This window comes from Streptomyces sp. NPDC002513 (genome assembly GCF_053595355.1).
Genome location: NZ_JBSFXK010000015.1, coordinates 1 through 21,930, shown reverse-complemented (window position 1 = coordinate 21,930; position 21,930 = coordinate 1). Strand labels below are relative to the sequence as shown.

At 71.9% G+C, this 21,930-nt stretch carries 19 protein-coding genes and 1 tRNA gene; 7 read left to right on the top strand and 13 right to left on the bottom strand.

Going from position 1 to position 21,930, the window contains the following annotated elements; genetic code table 11:
* The first annotated feature begins 69 nt into the window (after nt 1-69).
* From ACWD5Q_RS13260 to ACWD5Q_RS13245, 4 genes are all read left to right on the top strand, one after another.
* Nucleotides 70-981, top strand: coding sequence for an ABC transporter ATP-binding protein (locus ACWD5Q_RS13260; protein ID WP_451427087.1), 912 nt, complete (start codon nt 70-72; stop codon nt 979-981).
* 10 nt (nt 982-991) lie between these two features.
* Nucleotides 992-1,711: an ABC transporter permease gene (locus ACWD5Q_RS13255; protein WP_451427086.1), complete on the top strand. Its 720-nt coding sequence runs from the start codon at nt 992-994 to the stop codon at nt 1,709-1,711.
* A 179-nt stretch (nt 1,712-1,890) separates the two neighbouring features.
* Nucleotides 1,891-2,130, top strand: coding sequence for an SGM_3592 family protein (locus ACWD5Q_RS13250; RefSeq protein ID WP_451427085.1), 240 nt, complete (start codon nt 1,891-1,893; stop codon nt 2,128-2,130).
* Nucleotides 2,131-2,433: 303 nt separating this feature from the next.
* Nucleotides 2,434-2,537: transfer RNA gene (locus ACWD5Q_RS13245), tRNA-OTHER, on the top strand.
* 75 nt (nt 2,538-2,612) lie between these two features.
* Here the strand turns inward: ACWD5Q_RS13245 and ACWD5Q_RS13240 are convergent.
* From ACWD5Q_RS13240 to ACWD5Q_RS13200, 9 genes are all read right to left on the bottom strand, one after another.
* Entirely contained in the window at nt 2,613-3,431 is an 819-nt protein-coding gene (locus ACWD5Q_RS13240) for an HAD family hydrolase (protein ID WP_451427084.1), read from the bottom strand.
* Nucleotides 3,428-4,705, bottom strand: a complete 1,278-nt coding sequence (gene serS, locus ACWD5Q_RS13235) for a serine--tRNA ligase (protein WP_451427083.1) — start codon at nt 4,703-4,705, stop codon at nt 3,428-3,430. Before serS ends, ACWD5Q_RS13240 begins: the two co-directional genes overlap by 4 nt.
* A gap of 510 nt (nt 4,706-5,215) precedes the next feature.
* Nucleotides 5,216-6,148 carry a prephenate dehydratase gene (pheA, locus tag ACWD5Q_RS13230; protein WP_451427082.1) on the bottom strand — a complete coding sequence of 311 codons (933 nt, stop codon included), beginning with the start codon at nt 6,146-6,148 and terminating at the stop codon, nt 5,216-5,218.
* A gap of 91 nt (nt 6,149-6,239) precedes the next feature.
* Complete coding sequence (gene efeB, locus ACWD5Q_RS13225) at nt 6,240-7,733, bottom strand: iron uptake transporter deferrochelatase/peroxidase subunit (RefSeq protein ID WP_451427081.1); 1,494 nt, start codon at nt 7,731-7,733, stop codon at nt 6,240-6,242.
* Nucleotides 7,734-7,741: 8 nt separating this feature from the next.
* On the bottom strand, nt 7,742-9,727 hold the full coding sequence (locus tag ACWD5Q_RS13220) for a copper resistance CopC/CopD family protein (RefSeq protein ID WP_451427159.1): 1,986 nt from the start codon (nt 9,725-9,727) through the stop codon (nt 7,742-7,744).
* Nucleotides 9,728-9,854: 127 nt separating this feature from the next.
* Nucleotides 9,855-10,316 (bottom strand): copper chaperone PCu(A)C, encoded by a 462-nt coding sequence (locus tag ACWD5Q_RS13215; RefSeq protein WP_451427080.1) that lies wholly within the window; start codon nt 10,314-10,316, stop codon nt 9,855-9,857.
* Complete coding sequence (locus ACWD5Q_RS13210) at nt 10,313-10,984, bottom strand: SCO family protein (RefSeq protein WP_451427079.1); 672 nt, start codon at nt 10,982-10,984, stop codon at nt 10,313-10,315. Before ACWD5Q_RS13210 ends, ACWD5Q_RS13215 begins: the two co-directional genes overlap by 4 nt.
* 104 nt (nt 10,985-11,088) lie before the next feature.
* The gene (locus ACWD5Q_RS13205) at nt 11,089-11,814 is read right to left on the bottom strand and encodes a YcnI family copper-binding membrane protein (RefSeq protein WP_451427158.1); all 726 of its coding nucleotides are present in this window, start codon (nt 11,812-11,814) and stop codon (nt 11,089-11,091) included.
* Nucleotides 11,815-11,985: 171 nt separating this feature from the next.
* Nucleotides 11,986-12,834: a hypothetical protein gene (locus ACWD5Q_RS13200; protein ID WP_451427078.1), complete on the bottom strand. Its 849-nt coding sequence runs from the start codon at nt 12,832-12,834 to the stop codon at nt 11,986-11,988.
* A gap of 244 nt (nt 12,835-13,078) precedes the next feature.
* Between ACWD5Q_RS13200 and ACWD5Q_RS13195 the strand changes: the two genes are divergently transcribed.
* Nucleotides 13,079-13,531, top strand: a complete 453-nt coding sequence (locus tag ACWD5Q_RS13195; protein ID WP_451427077.1) for an ATP-binding protein — start codon at nt 13,079-13,081, stop codon at nt 13,529-13,531.
* 210 nt (nt 13,532-13,741) lie between these two features.
* Here the strand turns inward: ACWD5Q_RS13195 and ACWD5Q_RS13190 are convergent, their stop codons facing one another.
* Together ACWD5Q_RS13190 and ACWD5Q_RS13185 are read right to left on the bottom strand one after the other, a co-directional pair.
* Nucleotides 13,742-15,226, bottom strand: coding sequence for an aminopeptidase P family protein (locus tag ACWD5Q_RS13190; RefSeq protein WP_451427076.1), 1,485 nt, complete (start codon nt 15,224-15,226; stop codon nt 13,742-13,744).
* A 135-nt stretch (nt 15,227-15,361) separates the two neighbouring features.
* Complete coding sequence (locus ACWD5Q_RS13185) at nt 15,362-16,879, bottom strand: PP2C family protein-serine/threonine phosphatase (RefSeq protein ID WP_451427075.1); 1,518 nt, start codon at nt 16,877-16,879, stop codon at nt 15,362-15,364.
* A 482-nt stretch (nt 16,880-17,361) separates the two neighbouring features.
* On the opposite strand from ACWD5Q_RS13185, the gene ACWD5Q_RS13180 reads away from it, so the two are divergent.
* On the top strand, nt 17,362-18,027 hold the full coding sequence (locus ACWD5Q_RS13180) for a bifunctional DNA primase/polymerase (protein WP_451427074.1): 666 nt from the start codon (nt 17,362-17,364) through the stop codon (nt 18,025-18,027).
* Between the two features lie 56 nt (nt 18,028-18,083).
* On the top strand, nt 18,084-18,692 hold the full coding sequence (locus ACWD5Q_RS13175; RefSeq protein WP_451427073.1) for a hypothetical protein: 609 nt from the start codon (nt 18,084-18,086) through the stop codon (nt 18,690-18,692).
* Nucleotides 18,693-18,947: 255 nt separating this feature from the next.
* On the opposite strand, the gene ACWD5Q_RS13170 is transcribed toward ACWD5Q_RS13175, so the two are convergent.
* Together ACWD5Q_RS13170 and ACWD5Q_RS13165 are read right to left on the bottom strand one after the other, a co-directional pair.
* Nucleotides 18,948-19,913 (bottom strand): DUF5926 family protein, encoded by a 966-nt coding sequence (locus ACWD5Q_RS13170; protein WP_451427072.1) that lies wholly within the window; start codon nt 19,911-19,913, stop codon nt 18,948-18,950.
* Nucleotides 19,914-20,238: 325 nt separating this feature from the next.
* The coding region (locus ACWD5Q_RS13165; protein ID WP_451427071.1) for a zinc ribbon domain-containing protein at nt 20,239-21,930 on the bottom strand (1,692 nt) is incomplete at its 5' end.

The following is a 21,930-nucleotide window of genomic DNA, read 5'->3' as shown; positions in this document are numbered from 1 at the left end:
GGCTGCGCCCATGAGCCCTCTTTCGCGCCCGTCACCCGCCACCACCCCTCCAAGGAATGGGCTGCGCCCATGAGCACTCTTTCCGTCGACCACGCCTCGCGCTGGTTCGGCAACGTGGTCGCCGTCAACGACGTCACGATGACGATCGGCCCCGGCGTCACCGGCCTGCTGGGCCCGAACGGCGCCGGGAAGTCCACCCTCATCAACATGATGGGCGGCTTCCTCGCCCCCTCCACCGGTTCCGTCACCCTCGACGGACAGCCCGTGTGGCGCAACGAGGAGATCTACCGGCACATCGGCCTCGTCCCCGAGCGTGAGGCGATGTACGACTTCCTCACCGGCCGCGAATTCGTCGTCGCCAACGCGGAACTGCACGGTCTGGGCGCGAAGGCCGCGCAGCGGGCGCTCGCCACGGTCGAGATGGAGTACGCGCAGGACCGGAAGATCTCCACGTACTCCAAAGGCATGCGCCAGCGCGTGAAGATGGCGTCCGCCCTCGTGCACGATCCGTCGCTGCTGCTGCTCGACGAGCCGTTCAACGGCATGGACCCGCGCCAGCGCATGCAGCTGATGGACCTGCTGCGCCGCATGGGCGCCGAGGGCCGCACGGTGCTCTTCTCCTCCCACATCCTCGAAGAGGTCGAGCAACTCGCCTCGCACATCGAGGTGATCGTCGCCGGACGGCACGCGGCGAGCGGCGACTTCCGGAAGATCCGCCGTCTGATGACCGACCGTCCGCACCGCTACCTGGTGCGCTCCAGCGACGACCGGGTGCTCGCGGCGGCGCTGATCGCCGACCCGTCGACGTCCGGCATCGAGGTCGACCTCGTGGAGGGCGCACTGCGCATCCAGGCGGTGGACTTCGGCCGGTTCACGGCCCTGCTGCCGAAGGTCGCGCGCGAGCACGGCATCCGGCTGCTCACGGTGTCGCCGTCCGACGAGTCCCTCGAGTCCGTCTTCTCGTATCTGGTCGCGGCGTAGGAGGCCGAAGATGTACGACCCCACAGTCGCCCGGCTGACCTACCGGGGCCTGCTCGGCCGCCGCCGGGCCCTCATCCTCGGCGCGCTGCCTGTTCTGCTGATCGTGATCTCCGTGGTCGTCCGGGCGCTGACCGGCGCCGACGACCAGGTGGCGCACGACGTGCTCGGCGGGTTCGCGCTCGCCACCATGGTGCCGATCATCGGCGTCATCGCGGGCACCGGCGCGATCGGGCCCGAGATCGACGACGGCTCGGTGCTGTATCTGCTGGCCAAGCCGGTGAAGCGGTCCACGATCATCGTCACCAAGCTGATCGTCGCCATCGCGGTCACCATGGCGTTCTCGGCGCTGCCGACGTTCGTCGCGGGCATGATCCTCAACGGCAACGGCCAGCAGATCGCGGTCGCGTACACGGTGGCGGCGCTGGTCGCCTCCATCGCCTATGCCGCGCTGTTCCTGCTGTTCGGCACGGTGAGCCGGCACGCCGTGGTCTTCGGGCTGGTCTACGCGCTGGTCTGGGAGGCGCTCTTCGGGTCGCTGGTCTCCGGGGCGCGCACGCTCAGCGTCCAGCAGTGGTCGCTCGCCGTGGCGCACAAGGTCTCCGACAGCTCGCTCGTCACCTCGGACGTCGGACTGACCACCGCGACGGTGCTGCTGATCGCGGTGACCCTGGCAGCCACCTGGTACGCGGGACGGAAGTTGCGCACGCTGACCCTGGCGGGCGAGGAGTGACCGACGCCGTGGGGCCCCGGCGGGGCTCCGGCGCGGGTGCGGCCCGGACGGGGACCGCACCCGCGGACGGCTCGGAGGCGCGCCGCCGTTCTTGTCTCTTTCGAAGGCGTTTTTGACAGCGGCTTCACCTCTGCCTCGGCACACTGGGCACAGGGGATGCGCTGCGGAAAGGACTGAGGATGACAGCGGAGGGAGCAGGGGGCGAAGGGTTGGACGAGGCCAAGGACGCCTGGGACGGCGCCGTGCTCGACGAGGACTTCATACGGTCCGCGCCGACGACGGAGCCCTCCGCGCGTGCCCGGATGCTGGCCGCGCGCTGGCGGAACCAGGCACCCGACCCCCAGCCGTGGCGCTCGGACGAGCCGCCCGCCGGCTGGTTCTTCAGCAAGGCGCGCCGCCGCAGATGGCGCCGCCGGTAGCGGTCGTGGCCGCGGCGGGGCCGGTGCGTTCTATCCCGTGACGTCCTTTGGTGGCGTTTTATTCGGTGGCGTCCGATACCGGCGGACGGGCACAGTGGAGCCCACGACGCCGGACCGAGCCGGCGCCATGGCCGGGGAGAGGAGCCGGGCGATGTCCCTGCACGGCAGTACGCCCAGCTCCCGACAGGGCAGCCCGCGGCGGGCTCCGGAGTAGTCACCCCTCCGTCGAGCCCGCTTCGCGCGGGGAGCTGCCCGGGGCGGCCGCTTCGAGCACGCGAAGGGATTCGCGTGGGCCGCCCACCCGGAGGATTGGCCGAGTGGCAAGGCACCGGCTTGCGCTGTGTTCGATCACCAGCAGGCCGTGGTCGGGGTCAGTCCCCGCGCGCGTTCGATCCGCGCATCCTCCGCGAGACACGTGAGGCGACGCCGCCCGGATCCAGGAGACAACACCACCCGGATCTACGAGGCCACGCCGCCCGGATCTATCCGAGCAGCCGTTCCAGTACCACCGCGATGCCGTCCTCCTCGTTGGACAGCGTCACCTCGTCCGCGATCGCCTTGAGGTCCTCGTGCGCATTGGCCATGGCCACGCTGTGGCCGGCCCACGCGAACATCGGGATGTCGTTCGGCATGTCGCCGAAGGCGATCGTGTCCGTGGCCTTCATCCCCAGGCGGCGGGCCGCCAGTGACAGACCCGTGGCCTTCGTCAGGCCCAGCGGAAGGATCTCCACTATCCCCTCGCCCGCCATGGTTATTCCGACCAGGCCCCCGGCGGCCTGCCGCGCCGCCTCGGCCAGCTCGTCGTCGCTCAGGGTCGGGTGCTGGAGGTACACCTTGTTCAGCGGCGCCGACCACAGGTCGGCCGCGTCCTTGATCGGCTGGTACGGCAGCGGCCCGTCGTGGACCCGGTAACCGGGGGCGACCAGGACCTCCCCGTCCAGCCCGTCCCGGCTCGCCGCCAGCAGCAGCGGGCCCACCTCGGCTTCGATCTTCGCCAGCGCGAGACCCGCGATCTGCCGGTCCAGGGTCACCGACGTCAGCAGCCGGTGCTCCCCCGCGTCGTACACCTGCGCCCCCTGGCCGCACACCGCGAGCCCCCGGTATCCGAGGTCGTCGAGGATGTGCCGGGTCCAGGGGACCGAGCGGCCGGTGACGACGATGTGCGCCGCGCCCGCCGCGGTGGCCGCGGCGAGCGCCGCACGCGTGCGCGCGGAAACCGTCTCGTCGGGACGCAGAAGCGTCCCGTCGAGGTCGGTCGCGATCAGGTGGCAGGGAAATCGGGCGGAGTCGTCCGTGCTCACTTGGCGACGGGCTCCAGCAGCTCCCGGCCGCCCAGGTACGGGCGCAGGATCTCGGGCACCCGCACGGAGCCGTCGGGCAGCTGGTGGTTCTCCAGGATCGCCACGATCGTCCGCGGCACGGCGCACAGCGTGCCGTTCAGCGTCGCCAGCGGCTGCACCTTCTTGCCGTCCCGCATACGGACCGACAGACGGCGGGCCTGGAAGCTGTCGCAGTTGGAGGTCGAGGTCAGCTCGCGGTACTTGCCCTGGGTGGGGATCCAGGCCTCGCAGTCGTACTTGCGCGAGGCGGACGCGCCCAGGTCGCCCGTCGCCACGTCGATGACCTGGAACGGCAGCTCAAGGGCGTTGAGCCACTCCTTCTCCCACTCCAGCAGCCGCTTGTGCTCGTTCTCGGCGTCCTCGGGGTCGACGTACGAGAACATCTCGACCTTGTCGAACTGGTGCACACGGAAGATGCCCCGCGTGTCCTTGCCGTAGGTGCCGGCCTCGCGGCGGAAGCACGGGGAGAAGCCCGCATAGCGCAGCGGCAGCTGGTCCGCGTCGATGATCTCGTCCATGTGGTACGCGGCGAGCGGGACCTCGGAGGTGCCGACCAGGTAGAAGTCGTCCTTCTCCAGGTGGTACACGTTCTCCGCCGCCTGGCCGAGGAAGCCGGTGCCCTCCATGGCGCGCGGGCGGACCAGGGCGGGGGTGAGCATCGGGGTGAACCCGGCATCCGCGGCCCGTGCCATCGCCGCGTTGACGAGCGCCAGCTCCAGCAGGGCGCCGACGCCCGTCAGGTAGTAGAAGCGCGAGCCCGAGACCTTCGCGCCCCGCTCGACGTCGATCGCGCCGAGTGCCTCGCCGAGTTCGAGGTGGTCCTTGGGCTCGAAGCCCTCGGCGCCGAAGTCGCGGATGGTGCCGTACGTCTCCAGGACGACGAAGTCCTCCTCGCCGCCGACCGGGACGTCGGGATGCACCAGGTTGCCGAGCTGGAGCAGCAGCCGCTTGGCCTCCTCCTCGGCCTCGTGCTGCTCGGCGTCGGCCGCCTTGACGTCGGCGGCGAGCCGGCCCGCCTTCTGGAGCAGCTCGGCCTTCTCGTCGCCGGAGGCCTTGGGGATCAGCTTGCCGAGCGCCTTCTGCTCGGAACGGAGCTCGTCGAAGCGGACGCCGGACGACCTGCGCCGCTCGTCGGCGGAGAGGAGGGTGTCGACGAGCGCGACATCCTCACCACGGGCGCGCTGGGAAGCGCGAACACGGTCGGGGTCCTCACGGAGCAGGCGAAGGTCAATCACCCCTCAAGGCTACCGGTGCGGAGTTCCGGCCTACGACTCCGTTTATCGATCCGTGGCGCATGTTCCGTTGTGCGGCAATTACGCAGCGTGTCAAGAAAAGAGGCACTGTCGCCGGAAGGGGGCGCTCCGAGTGCCCGCGGTTGACTGGAATCCCTTGTGGGGAGCGGGATTTGAGGTTCGCTTGTCCACAGGCCCGAAGAGTTATCCACAGGCTGTGCGGAAGATCTGTGGACTTCTGAGTCGATCACTCCGAAGGCCCTCCGCGAGGCGGAGAATTCCTCGCACAAAACCCCATCACTTGCACTTTTGAGTGCAAAAAGGTCACCCCGAAGAGGTGATCGAGAGGAACGGGTGGACAACTGTGTCGAACGCGACGGTAGACGGATGGGGGGTCAGCGGAGAGATTTGTCGACCCGGAGGTGCCGCGTTGTCGACTTGTCCCCAGATCGAGAAGCCATCCTGTGGATAACTTCTGTGGACAGCGAAAATCCGCAGGTCGTACCGGACGCGCTAGAACCGGCCGTCCTGACAGCGCGCCACCCAGTCCGCGGCCACCATGAACTCGTTGTCCGACGTCCCCGCCGGGGGGACCCGGACGTCGGCCGGGGTGATGCCCGCGCGCGGGTACGAGCCGAGGAACCGCACCTGCAGACAGATCCGCTTCAGCCCCATCAGGGCCTCGGCCACCCGGCGGTCGGAGATATGGCCCTCGGCGTCGACGCAGAAGCAGTAGTTCCCGATTCCCGCCCCTGTCGGGCGCGACTGCAGCAGCATCAGGTTGACACCGCGAACGGCGAATTCGCCCAGCAGATCGCGCAGGCCACCGGGGTGGTCGTCGCGCTGCCACAGAACGACCGAGGTCTTGTCCGCGCCGGTCGGAGCCGCCGGCCGGGCGGGCCTGCCGACCAGCACGAACCGCGTCTGTGCGTTCTCCGCGTCGTGGATGCCGGTCTCCAGCGCCTCCAGGCCGTAGCGCGCGGCGGCGAACTCGCCCGCGAACGCCGCGTCGTAGCGACCCTCCTGGACCAGGCGGGCGCCGTCCGCGTTGGACGCGGCGGACTCCCAGACGGCGTCCGGGAGGTGGGCCTTCAGCCAGTTGCGCACCTGCGGCTGCGCGGCGGGGTGCGCGGTGACCGTCTTGATCTCGGAGAGCTTGGTGCCGGGCCGGACCAGCAGCGCGAAGGTGATCGAGAGGAGGACCTCCCGGTAGATCATCAGGGGCTCACCGGCGACCAGCTCGTCGAGCGTGGTCGTGATGCCGCCCTCCACCGAGTTCTCGATCGGCACGAAGGCGGCCTCGGTCTCGCCGTTGCGCACGGCGTCGAGCGCTGCCGGGACCGACACCATCGGGACGAGCTCCCGGGTCGCGGACTCCGGCAGCGTGCGCAGGGCGACCTCGGTGAAGGTGCCCTCGGGACCGAGATACGCATAGCTGGCTGGCATGACCTCACCCTAATGGGACTCGAGGGAACCCGGCTCGATCCTGTGGAAAACCATGGTCGCGTCCCCCGGTCACCCCTCGGTCGCTCCTCTGTCACCCCTCCAGCAGCCGCTGCCCCACGTACTCCCCCTTCGCCGCCCCGCCCGGCACCGCGAACAGGCCGCTCGCCTCATGGCGGAGGTACTGCGACAGCGCGTCCCCCCGGTCGAGCTTGCGCTGGACCGGAACGAAGCCGCGCAGCGGGTCCGCCTGCCAGCAGACGAACAGCAGGCCGGCGTCGGGCGTCCCGTCCGGGTCGAAGCCGTCGTGGAAGGAGAACGGACGGCGCAGCATCGCCGCACCCCCGTTCTGGTCGGGGCGGGTGATGCGGGCGTGCGCGTTCAGGGGCACGACCGGCGAGCCGTCGGCACCGGACTTCTCCAGGTCCATCTCGGTCGTCTCGGTGCCTCCGCTGAGCGGTGCCCCGGTGGCCTTGCGGCGGCCGATGACCGCCTCCTGGGCCTGGAGCGAGAGCTTCTCCCAGTCGTCGAGGAGCATGCGGATCCGGCGTACGACCGCGTACGAGCCGTTCGCCATCCATGCCGGGTCACCGGAGGCGGGGACGAAGATCCGCTGGTCGAAGTCGGTGTCGGCCGGCTTCGGATTGTGGGTGCCGTCGATCTGGCCCATCAGGTTGCGTGCCGTCATGGGGTGTGCGGTGGCGCCCGGGGAGCGGTTGAAGCCGTTCATCTGCCAGCGCAGCCGCGCCGCACCGCCCGCGTCCTTCTGGATGGCTCGCAGGGCGTGGAAGGCGACGAGCGCGTCGTTGGCACCGATCTGGACCCACAGGTCGCCGTCGCTGCGGGACTTGTCCAGCCGGTCGGAGGAGAAGGCGGGAAGCGGATCCAGGGCGGACGGGCGCTGCTTCTCCAGACCCGTCCGGGAGAAGAAGCTGTTCCCGAAGCCGAAGGTGATCGTCAGGGCCGAGGGGCCGGCGTCACGGGCGACATCGGTGTCGTCGTGGGGGGCCGCCTCGCCCGCCATCAGCCGCTCGGCGGTGGCCGACCAGCGGCGCAGCAGCGCGGCGGCCTCCTTGCGGCCCGCACCCGCGGCCAGGTCGAAGGCGGTGAGATGGCCACGTGCGTGGAGGGCGTCGGTGATACCGGGCTGATGTTTCCCGTGAAACATCGCCCGGTCCGTGCCGAGCGAGGTCAGGGGCACGGCCTTGTCGGAGGGCGCCGCCGCGTATCCGGCGGCTCCGCCCGCAGCGCCCAGCGCCAGCCCGGTGGCCCCGGCCGTCCCGAGGAGCCGCCGCCGCGAGATCACCCCCGGGGGAAGGGCGTTGCCGGAAACGGCATCCTCGGGGGCGCTCGTGCCCGGAACGGCCTTTGCGGGGGCGCTCCTACCGGAGGCGTTTTCTGGGGACGCCCCGGCAGCGGTCCTTTCGGAGGCCCCGGAAACGGCCGTGCCGGCGGTGTCGGCAGCGGCCTTCCCGGAGGACCTCTTGGCCGCGGCTCCCCTGGGTGAGCCCTTGGAGGTGGGGCGGCGCGGCGACTTCTGGGAGGGGATGCCCTCGGAGGGCGCCTCCGGCGTGGACTGGTCAGCCATGGTGCGGTTCAGCCGATCTTCGCGTTCTTGTTCACGGTTGCCTGGTCGATGTCGGAGGTCCGGACGGTCACCGCGATCTTCCAGTCGCCCGCCATGGGAATCTGCACACCGCTCGCCGACCAGTGCCCGGTGGAGATGCGGTCGGGCGCGATGGGGAGCGGTCCGATGTCCTTGGCCTCCAGGGTGAAGGCGACCTTGACCTCGGGGACGTCGAAGACCTTTCCGTTCGGGTGCACCACGTAGAGGTGCATCTCGTTGTCGCCGACGCGGGCCGGGTCGAGGGTGACCTCCACGGTGCCCTTGCCGTCCTGGCCGCCCGTGTCGAAGGGGATCTTCAGCGACAGGGGGCCGGACCGCTGCGAGGCGGACGCGGTGGCCGCCCTGGCCGCCTCCTCCGTACGCCCCGGCTCGGTCGTGGTCAGCACGGTGGTGACGGCGAGGAGGACGACCGCGACGCCCGCCTCGGCGAGCACGGAGCGGCGCAGGCCCGACCGTACGGGGTCGGCCTCGCGGGCGCGTCTGGCCCGGGCCGCGGTCATGGCGGCCTGCTGCCGGGCGAGCTGCGCGGCACGCTCGGAGCGGGCCGCGCTTCCCCGCGTCGACGCTTTCGCCGTTTCCTTCGCCGTTTCCTTCGCCGCCGTGGTCGCGCGCTTCTGCGACGCCGTGTGTTCCCTCTCCGTCGTGTCCATCGCCTCGGCTGCCTCGGCCGTCTCGACCGGGGCTTTTGCCAGCCGCGCCGTCCAGCGCCGGGAGAACCGGGCGATGCCCACCAGCACGGCGACCAGCGCGACCTTCACGAGCAGCAGTTGCCCGTACGACGTCCCGGTCAGGGCGGACCACGAGCCGAGCTGGCGCCACGCCTGGTAGACCCCGGTCGCGGTCAGCGCGACCACGCTCCCGAACGCGAGGCGTGAGAAGCGTCCGACGGCCGCACCCTCGATCGAGGGTGCCCGGTACAGCGCCACGAGCAGCGCGGTGAGCCCGCCCAGCCAGACGGCGACGGCCAGCAGATGCAGCACGTCGACCGGCATCGCGATACCGGTCTGGATGCCGGTCGAGGCGTGCTCGGCCATCGCCCAGGTCGCCGCGAGCCCCGCCGCCACGACGGTCCCGCCGAGGGCGAGTCCGAAGGTGAGGTCCCGCTTCTCGGCGTCCCGGGCGGCACTCTCGCCGGAGGAGTCGCCACCGGACGTGCCCTCCCCGGCGCGGCGGTCGTCGGCGTCCGCGGAAGCCCCCGCCGCGCTCCCGGCGTCGGCGGCCTCCGCGTCCCGTCGTACGTACGCCCCGAAGAGCACCGCGATGAACAGCGCCCCCGCCGCGAGCAGCAGCAGCCGGGAGACCAGCGCCGCCCCGGCCTTGGTCTGGAGCACCTGCCCGATCAGGGACATGTCGAAGATGTCCGCGACCTTCCCCGAGCCGGTGTACGCACCGCGCAGGAGCAGCAGCGCGAGCGTCGCCGAGGTGAGGGCCACCCACCCGGAGACCACGAGCCGCTGCACCGCCCGTACCCCGGCGCCCCGCGGCCAGCAGGCCAGCACGAAGGCCGCGCCGCCGACCAGGACGATGAACCCGGCGTAGGAGACGTAGCGTGCGAAGCCGTAGAGCCAGCCGACGACCCCGCCGCCCGCGGGGGGCGCGGAGTCCTGGACCGTGGTCGCGGACGGCGCGCCAACGGAGAAGGTGAAGGCGCCGGAGACGGGGTGGCTGTCCGCGGACACCACCTGGTAGGTGACGGTGTACGTGCCCTTGGGCAGCCCCGCGCGCACCCCCACCCCGTAGATCGTCCCGCTCAGGTTGGACGGCTTCCCGGTGTCGACGCGCCGTCCGTGCGGATCGAGGACCTGGAGCGAGCCGTCGGAGAGCGCGACGTTCTCGGAGAAGGTGAGGGTCACCTGGGTGGGCGCCGTGTCGACCACCGTTCCCTGCGCGGGGGAGCTGCCGACCAGTGCGGCGTGCGCGGAGGCGGGCGCGGCCCCGCCGAAGAGCACGCCCATGACGGCGAGCAGCAGCGCCGACAGTGCGGTGAGCGCCCGCGGACGGCGCGTGCGCGGGGGTGCCGTGCGGATGTTCCTCCGGGCGCGCGCGTCGGGAGCGATGGCCTGCGTCACGGTGATCCCTCTCTCAGTTCCCGGCCGTCGGTTGGTACGTCGCCGACTTCACCGGCATCTCGACCGTGACCGTTCCGGACTTGGCGAAGTGCAGCTGTACCGGCACCGTGTCGCCCTGCTTCGGCTTGCGGCTGAGGTGCTCGAACATGAGGTGGTTGCCGCCGCTCGCGAAGTCGAGTCTGCCGTCCGCGGGCACGGCGAACGACGTCTCCTCCTCCATCGTGCCGTCCTTGGTGGAGTGCAGCGTGACGTCGCCGGCGAGGCTGCTCGTGACGGAGGTGAGGGTGTCCGCGCCGCCGGAGTTGGTGACGGTGAAGAAGCCGGCCGCCATGTCGCTGGTGACGGGTGCGGGCATGTAGGCGCCGGTGATCTTCAGCTCGGGTGCGGCCGAGGACGTGCCGCCGGAGCCGCCGCAGCCCGCGAGCACCAGGCCCGCCGCCGTCAGCGCGGCGATCCGGCCGAGGCGGAGGTTCACGGGTTCTCCCCCTTGATGATCTTGGGGAGGTCCTTGGTGTAGTCGTCGACGGTGGCGTCCTGGCCGTAGAGCAGATAACCCCCGTCGGTCTTCGGCGAGAACGCGATGACCTGGGTGCCGTGGGTGGAGACGATCTTGCCGTCCTTCTCCTTCCTCGGCGCCTCGATGCTGATGCCCAGGGTGCGGGCGCCGGCCTGGACCTTGGCGAAGTCGCCGGTCAGGCCCACGATGTCGGGGTCGATGCCCTGGAGCCACGTGCCGAGCGCGGCGGGCGTGTCGCGCTCGGGGTCGGTGGTGACGAACACGATCCGCAGCGAGTCCTTCTGCGCCTGGGTCAGCTCCTTGTTCTTCTCCACCTCCTTCTTGGCGACGGCGAGGTTGTTCATGGTGAGCGGGCAGACGTCGGGGCAGTGGGTGTAGCCGAAGTAGACCAGCGTCGGTTTGCCCTTGGTCTGCGCGCGCAGGTCGTACGGCCTGCCGTGGGTGTCGGTGAGGACGAGGTCCGGCTTTGTGAACGGCGGGTCGAGCACGGTGGCGGCCTTGTCCGCGCCGGACTCGGCGGAGACCACGGCGGCCGGCTGGTTGCCGCTGCCGCCGGATCCGCAGGCGGAGAGGGTGAACGCGGCGGCGAGGAGGGCGGCCGTGGCGAGCTTCTTCTTGGTGCGCATAGAGAAATGTTCCCGATGTAGGGGCTGGTGGGCGCCGGGGTCGTACGGGGCGCGTCACGGCGATGCCGTGCGACCCCGGCGCGGGTGGGGAGGTGGGCCGGGGCTCAGGTCTGGCTGGTGCGCCGGCGGCCGGCCAGCACGCCGTAGGCCACACCCGCCGCACCGACCACGATGCCCGCGACGCCGAGGACGCGGGCGGTGGTGTCACTGGTGTCGGCGGAGGCTTCGGACGTGGTGTCCTCGGCGGCCGAGGTGGCGGAGGCGTCCTCGGCCTGGGAGCCGTGGTGGCCGGCGGAGGCGGCGCTCAGCGGGAGCACCGGGGCCGGGTTCTCGGGCTCCTCCTGCCCCGCCTTCTGCGGCTCGATCCAGCGCACGACCTCGTTGTTCGAGTACGTCTGGAGGGCCTTGAAGACGAGCTGGTCGGTGTCCTCGGGGAGCTGGCCGACGGAGAGCGGGAACTTCTGGAAGTAGCCCGGTTCGATGCCCTTGCCGGTGGCGGTCCAGGTGACCTTGGTGACCGCCTCGTCGATCTGCCGGCCGTGCAGGGTGAGCGGCTTGTCGAGCTTGGACTTGGTGACCTGCGCCTTCCAGCCGTCGATCGGCTGCGGCATCACCGAGGCGAGCGGATGGTCGGCCGGGAAGGCGACCTCGAGTTTGGTGGTCGAGGCGTTGTCGCGCTCGTTCGGGACCTTGAAGTCGACGACCGCGTAGTCACCCTTGGCGGCCGCGCCCTCCGGCTGCACGGTGACGTGCGCGAACGCGGGGACGGACAGGAACAGGACGGCCGACGCGGCGGCGGCACCGGTGACGGCGACCCGGGACGCCTTCAGGGAACCCTTGATGGTTTTCATGACGTGAGAACACTCCACTCCGAGTGAGAGTCCGTTGACGAGGAGAGGGCGCGTGCGCGGGGATGGCCACGGTCGTGGCACCTCACGGGCACGCGCGCGTGCCGCGCGACGGCGGCCCCTTCCGCAAGGACGAGGGAGCGGCGCGTCGCGTCAGGCGGCGAGGACGCGGGGAGTGGAGGAGGGCGGTCCGCGCCGGATCACCGCGTGCCGCAGCGCGGTCGTCCGCGGCTTCGGCGGCAGCAGGAACGCGGTGCGCGGGGCGCGCACGCCCGCTTCCGGAGTCGCGGGAAGCCCGGCCAGCAGGGCGCGTACCAGGGCGAACGACGACCGCAGGGACCGTACGAGCGCCCCTTCCGCGACCCCGTGCGCGGACAGGCGCATGAGCCGCAGCAGCGCCATGTCCCCGTGGCGCAGCACCCACCCGGTGGCGACGGCCGCGAGGACATGGCCGAGCAGCATGGTCACCGACGGCAGCACCGACCACCAGGAACCGGCCGCGGTCGACAGCGCGTCCGCGGGGTGGTGCATGGCGGCCATGTCCCCGCCGGTGCCGAGCCGCGCGTCGGCGAGGATCTTCTGGGCCTGCGCGGGGGAGATCGCCGCCGCGGTGGTGCCGCACAGCAGGTGCGCGGCCCGTGCCACGAGCGTCGCATCGGCCGTCGCCGTCGCGTCCGAGGCCGTCGAGGTCATGGACGCCATCGACGTCATCGGCGAGGCACCGGAGTGCTGCCCGAGCCCGAACAGGGTGTGCAGCACGGTCTGGCCCACCACGAGGAGTCCCGTGATGCCGGGCAGCGAGCGCTCCCGCCCGGCGAGCAGGGCCGTGACGGCGAACACGCCGAGGAAGCCGGCGCCCAGCGTCCACAGCGGAACCGTGGCGCAGGACGCGAGTCCGTGCCCGGCCCCGGCCAGCACGACGCAGACCGCGGCGAACACCGCGGCCCGCAGGATCCGCAGATCGCATCCGGTGCGCGCCGTGCGCTGGTGGGGGGCACTCATGGCGGCCTCATCATCGCACTGACCGTCCCGGGCTCGTGGGGCAGGTCCGCAAGGTGGCTTTCACGCGGTATGTGAAGCGGGGTGCCGGAAGATCGCGCTCCGCTGATGCAGGCCGCGTGCCTACACCCGTTCCCGGCTCCGGCGCATCCGCCGTACGGGCGGGATCTCCTCGCTCGGGTGATTGCGGTCCCGCACCCGCGGCAATACGTAACGGTATGTCGAGCCGCGGCCAGGAGGCTGGAGCATGAGCATTTGGTGGTCACTCCATCTGCGGCGCGAAGCTGCGAGCGTGCCGCTCGCCCGGCGGCTCCTGATGGGAACGATGGAGAGCGCGGGCGTCGACCCCGACATCTCCTACGACCTCTCCGTCGCCCTGAGCGAGGCCTGCGCCAACGCGGTCGAGCACGGCGGGACCGCCCACGGCGGCATGTCGGAGGCGTACCGGGTGACGGCGTACCTCGACGGTGAGACGTGCCGCATCGAAGTCGCCGACTCGGGCCCGGGCTTCCCTGCCGGCAGACCCCGTCCCGTCACCCTGCCGAGCTGTGCCGACGCGGAGCACGGCCGGGGCCTGTGCCTCATCGAGGAACTCGCCGACCACGTCCACATCGGCAGCACGCCGGGGCGCGACGGGGCGGTGGTGAGCTTCGACAAGACCTTGAAGTGGAAGCAGGGCACCCCGCTGGCGGCCGTGTAGCCGCAGCCCCCACCGGCTCCCCAGGCTCCAGGTCGAGTCTCCCCGCGTGGGCGCCGTGTTCGCCGACGGGCGGCGGCACCCGGCTCATGCGAAAGGCCGGGTGACCGCCGTTCCGCGGTCACCCGGCCCTTCACACCCGAACCGGCCCCATGGGGATGTACGTGTCAGCCCTTCAGGGACGTCCGCATCAGTCCCTCGGGGACGTCCGTGTCAGCCCCTCAGGGACGCCATCCACGCCTCGACCTCGTCGGAGCGCCGCGGCAGGCCCGCCGAAAGGTTTCGGCTGCCGTCTTCCGTGACCAGGATGTCGTCCTCGATGCGGACGCCGATGCCCCGGTACTCCTCCGGGACGGTCAGGTCGTCCGCCTGGAAGTACAGGCCCGGCTCGACCGTGAGCACCATGCCCGGCTCCAGCGTGCCCGCCACATACGCCTCCGTGCGGGCGGCCGCGCAGTCGTGGACGTCCATGCCGAGCATGTGGCCCGTGCCGTGCAGGGTCCAGCGGCGCTGCAGGCCCAGCTCCAGCACGCGCTCCACCGGTCCCTCGACCAGGCCCCACTCGACCAGCCGCTCGGCCAGCACCCGCTGGGCGGCGTCGTGGAAGTCGCGGTACTTGGCGCCCGGCTTCACCGCAGCGATGCCGGCCTCCTGGGCCTCGTACACGGCGTCGTAGATCTTCTTCTGGATCTCGCTGTAGGTGCCGTTGACCGGCAGCGTGCGGGTGACGTCGGCGGTGTAGTACGTGTGCGTCTCCACGCCCGCGTCCAGCAGGAGCAGGTCCCCGGAGCGGACCGGGCCGTCGTTGCGCACCCAGTGCAGCGTGCAGGCGTGCGGGCCCGACGCGCAGATGGAGCCGTAGCCGACGTCGTTGCCCTCCACGCGGGCGCGCAGGAAGAACGTTCCCTCTATGTAGCGCTCGGAGGTGGCCTCGGCCTTGTCGAGGACCTTCACCACGTCCTCGAAGCCGCGCACGGTCGAGTCGACGGCCTTCTGCAGCTCGCCGATCTCGAAGTCGTCCTTGACCAGACGGGCCTCGGAGAGGAAGACGCGCAGTTCCTCGTCGCGTTCGGCGGTGACCTTGTCGTGCAGCGCGGTCTCGATGCCCGCGTCGTAGCCGCGGACGACCCGGACCGGGCCGGTGGCCTCCTTCAGCTTCGCGGGCAGTTCGCGCACGTCCGACGCCGGGATGCCGTACAGCTGCTCGGACTCGGCGAGCGAGTGGCGGCGGCCGACCCACAGCTCGCCCTGGCCGGAGAGCCAGAACTCGCCGTTCTCCCGGTTGGAGCGGGGCAGCAGGTAGAGCGTCGCGGTGTGGCCGTCCGCGGCCGGCTCGAGAACGAGGACGCCGTCCTCGGTCTGGTTGCCGGCGAGGTACGCGTACTCGACGGAGGCACGGAAGGGGTACTCCGTGTCGTTGGAGCGGGTCTTCAGGTTGCCCGCGGGGATCACCAGACGCTCGCCCGGGAAGCGCGCGGACAGGGCGGCACGGCGGGCGGCGGTCTCGGCGGCCTGGGCGATGGGCTGCAGGTCGTGCAGCTCGGTGTCGGCCCAGCCGGACTTCATGCTCTCGGTCAGCTCGTCGGAAACGCCCGGGTACAGGCCGTTCTTGCGCTGCTTGATCGGCTCCTCGGTCCCGTCCGGGTCCGCTGCGTCAGCAGCAGGATCCGACACGGCCGGGGTGAGCTCGTCCGCCACGGTCATCCTCCTTCGATACGGCACTGGGCCCCCACCATCGTACGGTCGTACAGAAGGGGGCCCAGGGCCGGAGCGCCTGTTACCGAAGGCGCCGGGGGACCGAGGCCGGCCGGGTCACCGAGGGCAGTCGTGCCCTCACTCGAACCGGGCCGCCAGCAGCACCACGTCCTCCGTGCTGTCCGCCTGGTCCAGACCGTCGGGCAGCACCGTGCGCAGGACGTGGTCGGCGACCGCCCCCGGGTCGGTGCGCAGCGGCCTCGGCACACCGGCGGCCGCCGCGTGCAGCCGGGCGAAGGCGCGGTCCAGGGAGTCTCCGGTGCGATGCAGCAGCCCGTCGGTGTACAGCAGGACGGTTTCGCCCGGCTCCGCGGTCAGCTCGATGCTCGGCGCCTCCCAGCAGGCCAGCATCCCGAGGGGCGCCGACAGCGAGGTCTCGACGAACTCGGTGCGCCGCGGGCCGATCACGAGCGGCGGGCTGTGTCCGGCGCCGGCGAGCGTGAGCCGGCGCAGCACGGGCTCGCAGTACGCGAACAGGGCGGTGGCGGAACGGGCGGGCTCGGTGAGCCTCAGCAGCAGCTCCAGGTCGGAGAGGACCGCCACCGGGTCCTCGCCCTCCATCACCGCGTAGGCGCGCAGGGAGGCCCGCAGCCGTCCCATGGCGGCGATCGCGCTGGGCCCGGACCCGGTCACGGAACCGACCGCGAGGCCGAGTGCGGCGTCGGGCAGCGACAGCGCGTCGTACCAGTCGCCGCCGCCGCGCGGGCCCGCGCGGCGGCGCGCGGCGAGCTGGACGCCGGCGACCCGGGGCAGCCGGGTGGGCAGCAGTTCCTCGGAGATCGTCGTCATGTACGCACGTGTGCGCTCGATCTCGACCATCCGCGCCACGTGCTCGGTGGCGTAGCGGGCGTAGAGGCCGACGAGGTGGCGCTGGCGCTCGACCGGCTCGGCGGGTTCGTCGTAGAGCCACACCGCGGCGCCGAGGCGGCCGGCCGCCTCGCTGGACAGGGGGAGTGCGTAGCTCGCGGCGTAGCCGAGCCGGGAGGCCACCTCGCGGTGGCGGGGGTCGAGCCCGTCCTCGGAGAACAGATCCGGCTGGGCGATCTCGCGCTCGCTGCCGGGCAGTCCGTCGAGGATCCTGCCGTACGGCAGGGAACCGCGCGGCACGGTCTCGATGTGTCCGAGGTCGGCGCGGGCGAGGCCGAGGCCGATCGTGGTGTCGGGGCCGAGGCCGTCGCGGGGCTCCAGGACGACGAGACCGCGCCGGGCGCCCACCAGGGCGGCTCCGGCGCGCAGCAGTTCCTGGACCGCGTCGGCGAGTGAACGCGTGCGCGCCAGACGCTCGGTGAGTTCGTGGAGGGTCGTCAGATCGGAGATCCAGCCGGCGAGACGGTCCTGGAGCACGGCTCCTGGAGCGGCGGGCGCGGTGGGGGCGGCCGAAGGGGCACCCGTGGTGGCCGGTGTCGGCGCGACAGTCTGTGCGGGTGGAGGAACCGTGGGATCGATTCCGGCCACTTTCGGAGGGTGAGGAGCGTTCATGGCGTCCGGCTTTCGAACCGGTGCATATTGCTCGATAGCATCGCAAACCCCCATGTCAATCTGCGCCGCTAGCGGTGTCTCCACATGTACACGCACTCGTAAGGGGATGTCCAGCATTGTCCTGCGGGGATTCCTGGTGTCCATGGGACGCCCTTACTCTCGTGCGGGGAAGCAAAGTTGGCTTAAAATCGCCTCGGGTATCGCCTCATTGCGGTCGACTGGCCTTGTTCGACAGAGCGTCACAGCGGTCGTGATGGGTACGTACTCGGTGAAGGCCAGGGGTGGTTGGGGATCACCCGGAACCTGGCACCGGACCCGGGCGTCTTCACCACCGACGGCCGAGCCCCATCCTCCCGTGGTGGAGGCAGCGAGCAAGAGCGGGACGGCGAATCGCCAGGTGCCGCCACCCCGCGCCATGCCCATGCTGGTGAATGGGCGCAGTATGGACGCGGATGCAGCCAACGCTCGGCCCAGAGGGGTTCCCCTTGTCCACGACAAGGGCGTGATGCGCCAGCAGGTACGCACAGTGAAGTGATCGACACATGGTGTGATGTGGTCCTCGGTGTTGCCAGGCGTGCAACGGAAAGGAACGAGCGCTCATGCGCGAGATCCTCGGAAGGCGACGCAGGCTCCTGTCCAGCCGAAGCGACGGGAAGCCTGAGCTGATCGGCGCGGCCCTGACCTTCGCGGCCGAATGGCAGTGGCCCGTTCTCCCAGGTGTGGCACCCGACCCGCAGGGACGTGCCCGCTGCGGATGCCCCGACCCGGAGTGCACGGTGCCCGGCGCGCACCCCTTCGACCCGGGGCTGCTCGCGGCCACCACCGACGCGCGCATGGTGCGCTGGTGGTGGGCCAACCGGCCGTCCGCACCGATCGTGCTGGCCACCGGGGGCACGGCGCCCTGCGCGGTGAGCCTGCCCGCCCTCGCGGCCTCGCGCGCTCTGGCCGCGCTCGACCGGAAGGGCATGCGCCTCGGCCCGGTGGTGGCCGGGCCGCACCGCTGGGCGATCCTCGTGGCGCCGTACTCCATGGAGCAACTGGGCGAACTGCTCTACGCCCAGGACTTCGTCCCCGGCTCGCTGCGCTTCCACGGCGAGGGCGGCTATCTGGCCCTCCCCCCGTCCGAGACCGGCCACGGGCGGATCCGCTGGGAACGCGCTCCGCTGCCCGGTTCCGCCTCGCCCTGGGTCCCCGATGTGGAGGCCGTCGTGGACGCCGCCGTGGAGGCCCTCACTCGTAAGGGTGTGAGCGCGCCCGAGTTGTAGGGGCGTCGGGCGTGCGCCGGACCGGGCGCCCGTGATCGGCGGATATGTTCGCCCCCATGGTGATGCGTCCTGAGGGACACGGGAAGCGGGGGCTCGGCCTCAGGGAGGACACGCCGGGGTCCGGCCGGCCCGACCCCCGCGGGATCCGGCTGCTCGCGCTCCTGGGTGTGGTCGCGGTCATGGCCGCGCTGCCGCTCACGGTGGCCTCCGCCGGACCGGTCGGTGAGGCGGACCGCGCCGCGGGCGGCAGGCCCGCGCACGAGGACGCCAGGCGGCCGGTCTCCGCGCGCTCCCCGCTGCTGACGGGCTCCGCTCCGGCTACCGTCGTCCGCTGCGGACTCCCACTCTCCTCCGGGGACGGCATCGAGGCACAGACCTGTGTGCTGACGCGGGGGAGGGACATCTGGGCGCGTACGTACTACCGCAACGCCGGTGGCGAGGAACTGAGTTCCGTCCTGAACCTCATGGCGCCCGACGGGCGCATCGTCGAGATGCACTGCGCGGTCACGGCCGCGGACGCCCCGGAGACCTGCGAGACGCCACGGCAGCATGTGACGGGCGACCCGGGGGCGTATGCGGCGGTCGCGGAGTTCGCCCGGCGCGACGGGGACGGACCGCTGCTGCTGCGCACCGGAAGCGAACGGCCTCAGGCGAACGGGCGGTAAACCGGCCACCGCTCACGGCAGTTGGCCCGGCACCGGCGGGGTGCGCGCACGCGTACATGGAAAGACCCGGTTGCTGGCGACGGGGGATGCACCAGCAACCGGGCTACTGGAACGGTAACAAGAGATCGGCGGTTCGCAAATTCGATCTCGGCTATTCGGACACGGATTTACCTGTCACGACGGCGACTTGTGACAGGAGTCACCCGTGGGAGGCGTCCGGTCCGCCTGACCGGCCGGTCAGGCGGAGGCCGCAGGTCAGCTGAGTGTCACCTGCCGGTTGGTCAGCCCGCCGCGCGCCCGGCGCTCGTCCGCGGTGAGCGGTGCGTCCGACGCCAGGGCGGTCGCGAGGCGCTCGGCGAACTCGGCCGCCGGCTTCTCGATGTCCTCCGCGCGCACCTCGCTCGGCAGGTCCCAGACCGGCACCGTGAGCCCGTGCGCCCGGAAGGAGCCGACCAGACGGGTGCCTTCGCCGAGGCTGGACTGCCCGGCCGCGTGCAGCCGCGCGAGAGCGTCCAGAAGCCGCTCCTCGGGGTGCGGCATGACCCACCGCAGGTGGTTCTTCTCGGGGGTCTCGCACCAGTAGGCGGCGTCGACGCCCTCGAGCTTCACGGTCGGGATGGCTGCGGCGTTGGCCCGCTCCAGGGAGGCGGCCACCTCCGGCGTCGCGTTCTCCGCGTCCGGGACCCAGAACTCGAAGCCGCTGTGGATGACCGGCCCGAAGGCGCCTTCGGGGTCCAGCAGATCCTGAAGCCGCGGTCCGTCGGCGGGCGCGCGGCGGCCCTGGACGGGGGTGCCCGGCGCGGCGGTCAGGGCGGACTGGAGGGTGTCGGCGAGATCGCGGCTGATGTCGCCCGACGCCGTGTCGTTCTGCAGGCCGAGCAGGACCGAGCCGTCGTCGCGGCGCAGGGCCGGCCACGCCATCGGCAGGACCGTGACGAGGGTGACCGAGGGGACGTCCTCGGGGAGGTCGCCTCTGAGCTTCAGCTCGACGGTCGCCGCCGGCACCAGCTCGCGCAGCGCGATCCAGTCGCACTCGCCCGGCAGTCCCTCGAACGGACGCTGCACCAGCTCGGTCACCGCGTGGGCGGCGGCCCGGCCGTGGCAGGCCTTGTAGCGGCGGCCGCTGCCACAGGGGCAGGGCTCACGGGCGCCGACGACCGGGATCTCGGCATCCGCGAGCTGCGGGCGCTCGGCCTTGGTCTGGGGTCGCTTCTTGGCCATCGTGGATGTCTCCCGGTTACGGCTCGTCTCGTACGGGCGCGAGCCTAGCCGTTCGTACGACGCCCGACGGGATCCTGTGGACAACGCACCGAGGCGTCCTCGAAACGGTGCTCCGTTCCAGGTCGGACGGCGCGGACGGGGCGGGTGCCGGCCGTCTCGCCCCGGTCCGGTCGGCGGTCGGGCGACGGGTGTGGCGGACGGTCGGGCGGTCGGGTGGGGTGGGCGGTCCGGCATTACGGGCGGCGGGGTGTGCACGGGAGCGGCGTCGCGGATGTCCCGGTTCCTGCCGGGAGCGTCTCGGAAACTCTGTGTGTGCCTGAGAGTTTCAGGCTTTTCGGGCGCGGCGTGGTCGTGTGTCGCCGGGGTGGGGTCCGAACCTCGGGGTGAGGGGGTGGACCTCGGTGGCGTGCACGCGGTGGAAGCCGGTCCGCTCGGCGGCGCGGGTGCGCCGCCGACAGGTTTCGCGGGAGAGCCGTCCTGTCCGGGTCGGAGGAGGCTCCGGCCGGGGTGGGGCGGGTACTCCATGACCTGGCCCGCGCCCCGGGAAGGGGGCGTGCGTCTGGGTGTCATGCCCCGCCGGACGCTTGACCGCCCCGGTGGGGGTGGTGGCGGGGACCGTACGCACATCAGGCATACGGTGGGAAGTCGGTGACCGGCGGGCCGGTGTGGGCCGGGCCGGTGTGGGCCGGGCCGGTGTGGGGCGGTTCTTGCCCGGGGTGGTCCTCGGCCCGGGCGGCCGGGTGGGGAGGGTGGCCGCGCGGCGGGCGCGGCGCGGGCGGCGGGTGGTCTTCTTCGGGCGGCGTACCACGGCGACGGGGCCGTCGACGGGGGTGCGGATGGCGCGGGTGGCGGTGGTGCGCTCGGTGATGGTGTGGGTCTGGCCGAGCAGGCCGCGCGAGACGATGCGGCGGGCGGCTGCGTGGTCGCGGTCCAGTGACAGCCCGCAACCGGTGCAGTGGGCCCTTTTCCAGCCGCGCTCGGCCGGCCGGTCGGGCGCCGGGTGATGGGAGAGCGCCCCCAGGCACCGGGGGCACCGTGCGGAGGTGCCTCGGGCGGGGACGGTGACGACGGTGATGCCTGTCCTGGCGGCCAGGTGCCGCATCGCCTCGGCCACGGTGCCGCGGACCTGCCCGGACAGTCGGGCATTGCCCCGGCGTCGGCCGCGGGTCTCGAGCGTGGCCAGGTCCTCGAGGTAGATCACGGACACGCCGAGCGCGGCTGCCTGGTCGACGGCCCAGCGGGCGGCCGACCGGGCCAGCGCGTCGTTCAGGTGCCGGATCCGGGCGCACACCCGCACATGCTCGCGCTCCAGCACCGCCGCCTTGTCCGGCAAGACCCCCCGTTGCGGGTGCGGAGCGCCGAGATAATCCGCGAGCGCCTGGTAGTGGTCGCGTTTGACCGAGAGGTGTTCGCGGTGGGTGCGCAGCCGGTGGAGCTTCGCGCTCACGGCGGTGGCGCCGTAGATCAGGGGACGGCCGTCGGTGACCACCCGTGCCGCCTCGCCCTGCCCGGACAGGCGGCCCACCGCCCCGGTCAGCAGGGTGTTCACGCCCCAGTCGAAGCCGATCCCGACGGTGTGCCCGTTCGCCTTGGTGGTGGCCACGGGGCGGGAGTGGGGCAGGTCGACCGCGATGCGGCCGGTGGAGGTGGCACGCAGCGTCGGGGCGTGCAGGACCGCGTCCGGCTCGACGGTGACCGGAAGACGCAGGTCGATCACGTGCCAGGCCCAGTCGCGGCGGGAGACGGGCGCGGCACACAGCGGGAGTTTCACCCGCAGCCGGGCACTGGCCACATCCCGGCGTTCCAGGGTGGTCTGCTGCCGGTCCATCGCGGCAAGCAGCACCAATGCGGCCACCGCCGGGGGGTCCTCCAGCTCACACAGTCCCGCCGGCAGCCGCCCCGCATGTGCGCGGGCGAAGTCCCGGACCTGCCGGGTCCGGTTACGGATCTCCACCCCGCTCACCCCGGCGGGCAGCACCGCGCGCAACGCGGCCCACTCCGCCCCGGTACGCCGGGA

Bases quoted from the DNA above. Each gene is read 5' to 3' on its own strand.
- ACWD5Q_RS13260 (WP_451427087.1), top strand. From the start codon at position 70: ATGAGCACTCTTTCCGTCGACCACGCCTCGCGCTGGTTCGGCAACGTG.
- ACWD5Q_RS13255 (WP_451427086.1), top strand. From the start codon at position 992: ATGTACGACCCCACAGTCGCCCGGCTGACCTACCGGGGCCTGCTCGGC.
- ACWD5Q_RS13250 (WP_451427085.1), top strand. From the start codon at position 1,891: ATGACAGCGGAGGGAGCAGGGGGCGAAGGGTTGGACGAGGCCAAGGAC.
- pheA (WP_451427082.1), bottom strand. From the start codon at position 6,148: ATGCCAGCCAGCTATGCGTATCTCGGTCCCGAGGGCACCTTCACCGAG.
- efeB (WP_451427081.1), bottom strand. From the start codon at position 7,733: ATGGCTGACCAGTCCACGCCGGAGGCGCCCTCCGAGGGCATCCCCTCC.
- ACWD5Q_RS13220 (WP_451427159.1), bottom strand. From the start codon at position 9,727: ATGGGCGTGCTCTTCGGCGGGGCCGCGCCCGCCTCCGCGCACGCCGCA.
- ACWD5Q_RS13210 (WP_451427079.1), bottom strand. From the start codon at position 10,984: ATGCGCACCAAGAAGAAGCTCGCCACGGCCGCCCTCCTCGCCGCCGCG.
- ACWD5Q_RS13200 (WP_451427078.1), bottom strand. From the start codon at position 12,834: ATGAGTGCCCCCCACCAGCGCACGGCGCGCACCGGATGCGATCTGCGG.
- ACWD5Q_RS13195 (WP_451427077.1), top strand. From the start codon at position 13,079: ATGAGCATTTGGTGGTCACTCCATCTGCGGCGCGAAGCTGCGAGCGTG.
- ACWD5Q_RS13185 (WP_451427075.1), bottom strand. From the start codon at position 16,879: ATGCTGGACATCCCCTTACGAGTGCGTGTACATGTGGAGACACCGCTA.
- ACWD5Q_RS13180 (WP_451427074.1), top strand. From the start codon at position 17,362: ATGCGCGAGATCCTCGGAAGGCGACGCAGGCTCCTGTCCAGCCGAAGC.
- ACWD5Q_RS13175 (WP_451427073.1), top strand. From the start codon at position 18,084: ATGGTGATGCGTCCTGAGGGACACGGGAAGCGGGGGCTCGGCCTCAGG.
- ACWD5Q_RS13170 (WP_451427072.1), bottom strand. From the start codon at position 19,913: ATGGCCAAGAAGCGACCCCAGACCAAGGCCGAGCGCCCGCAGCTCGCG.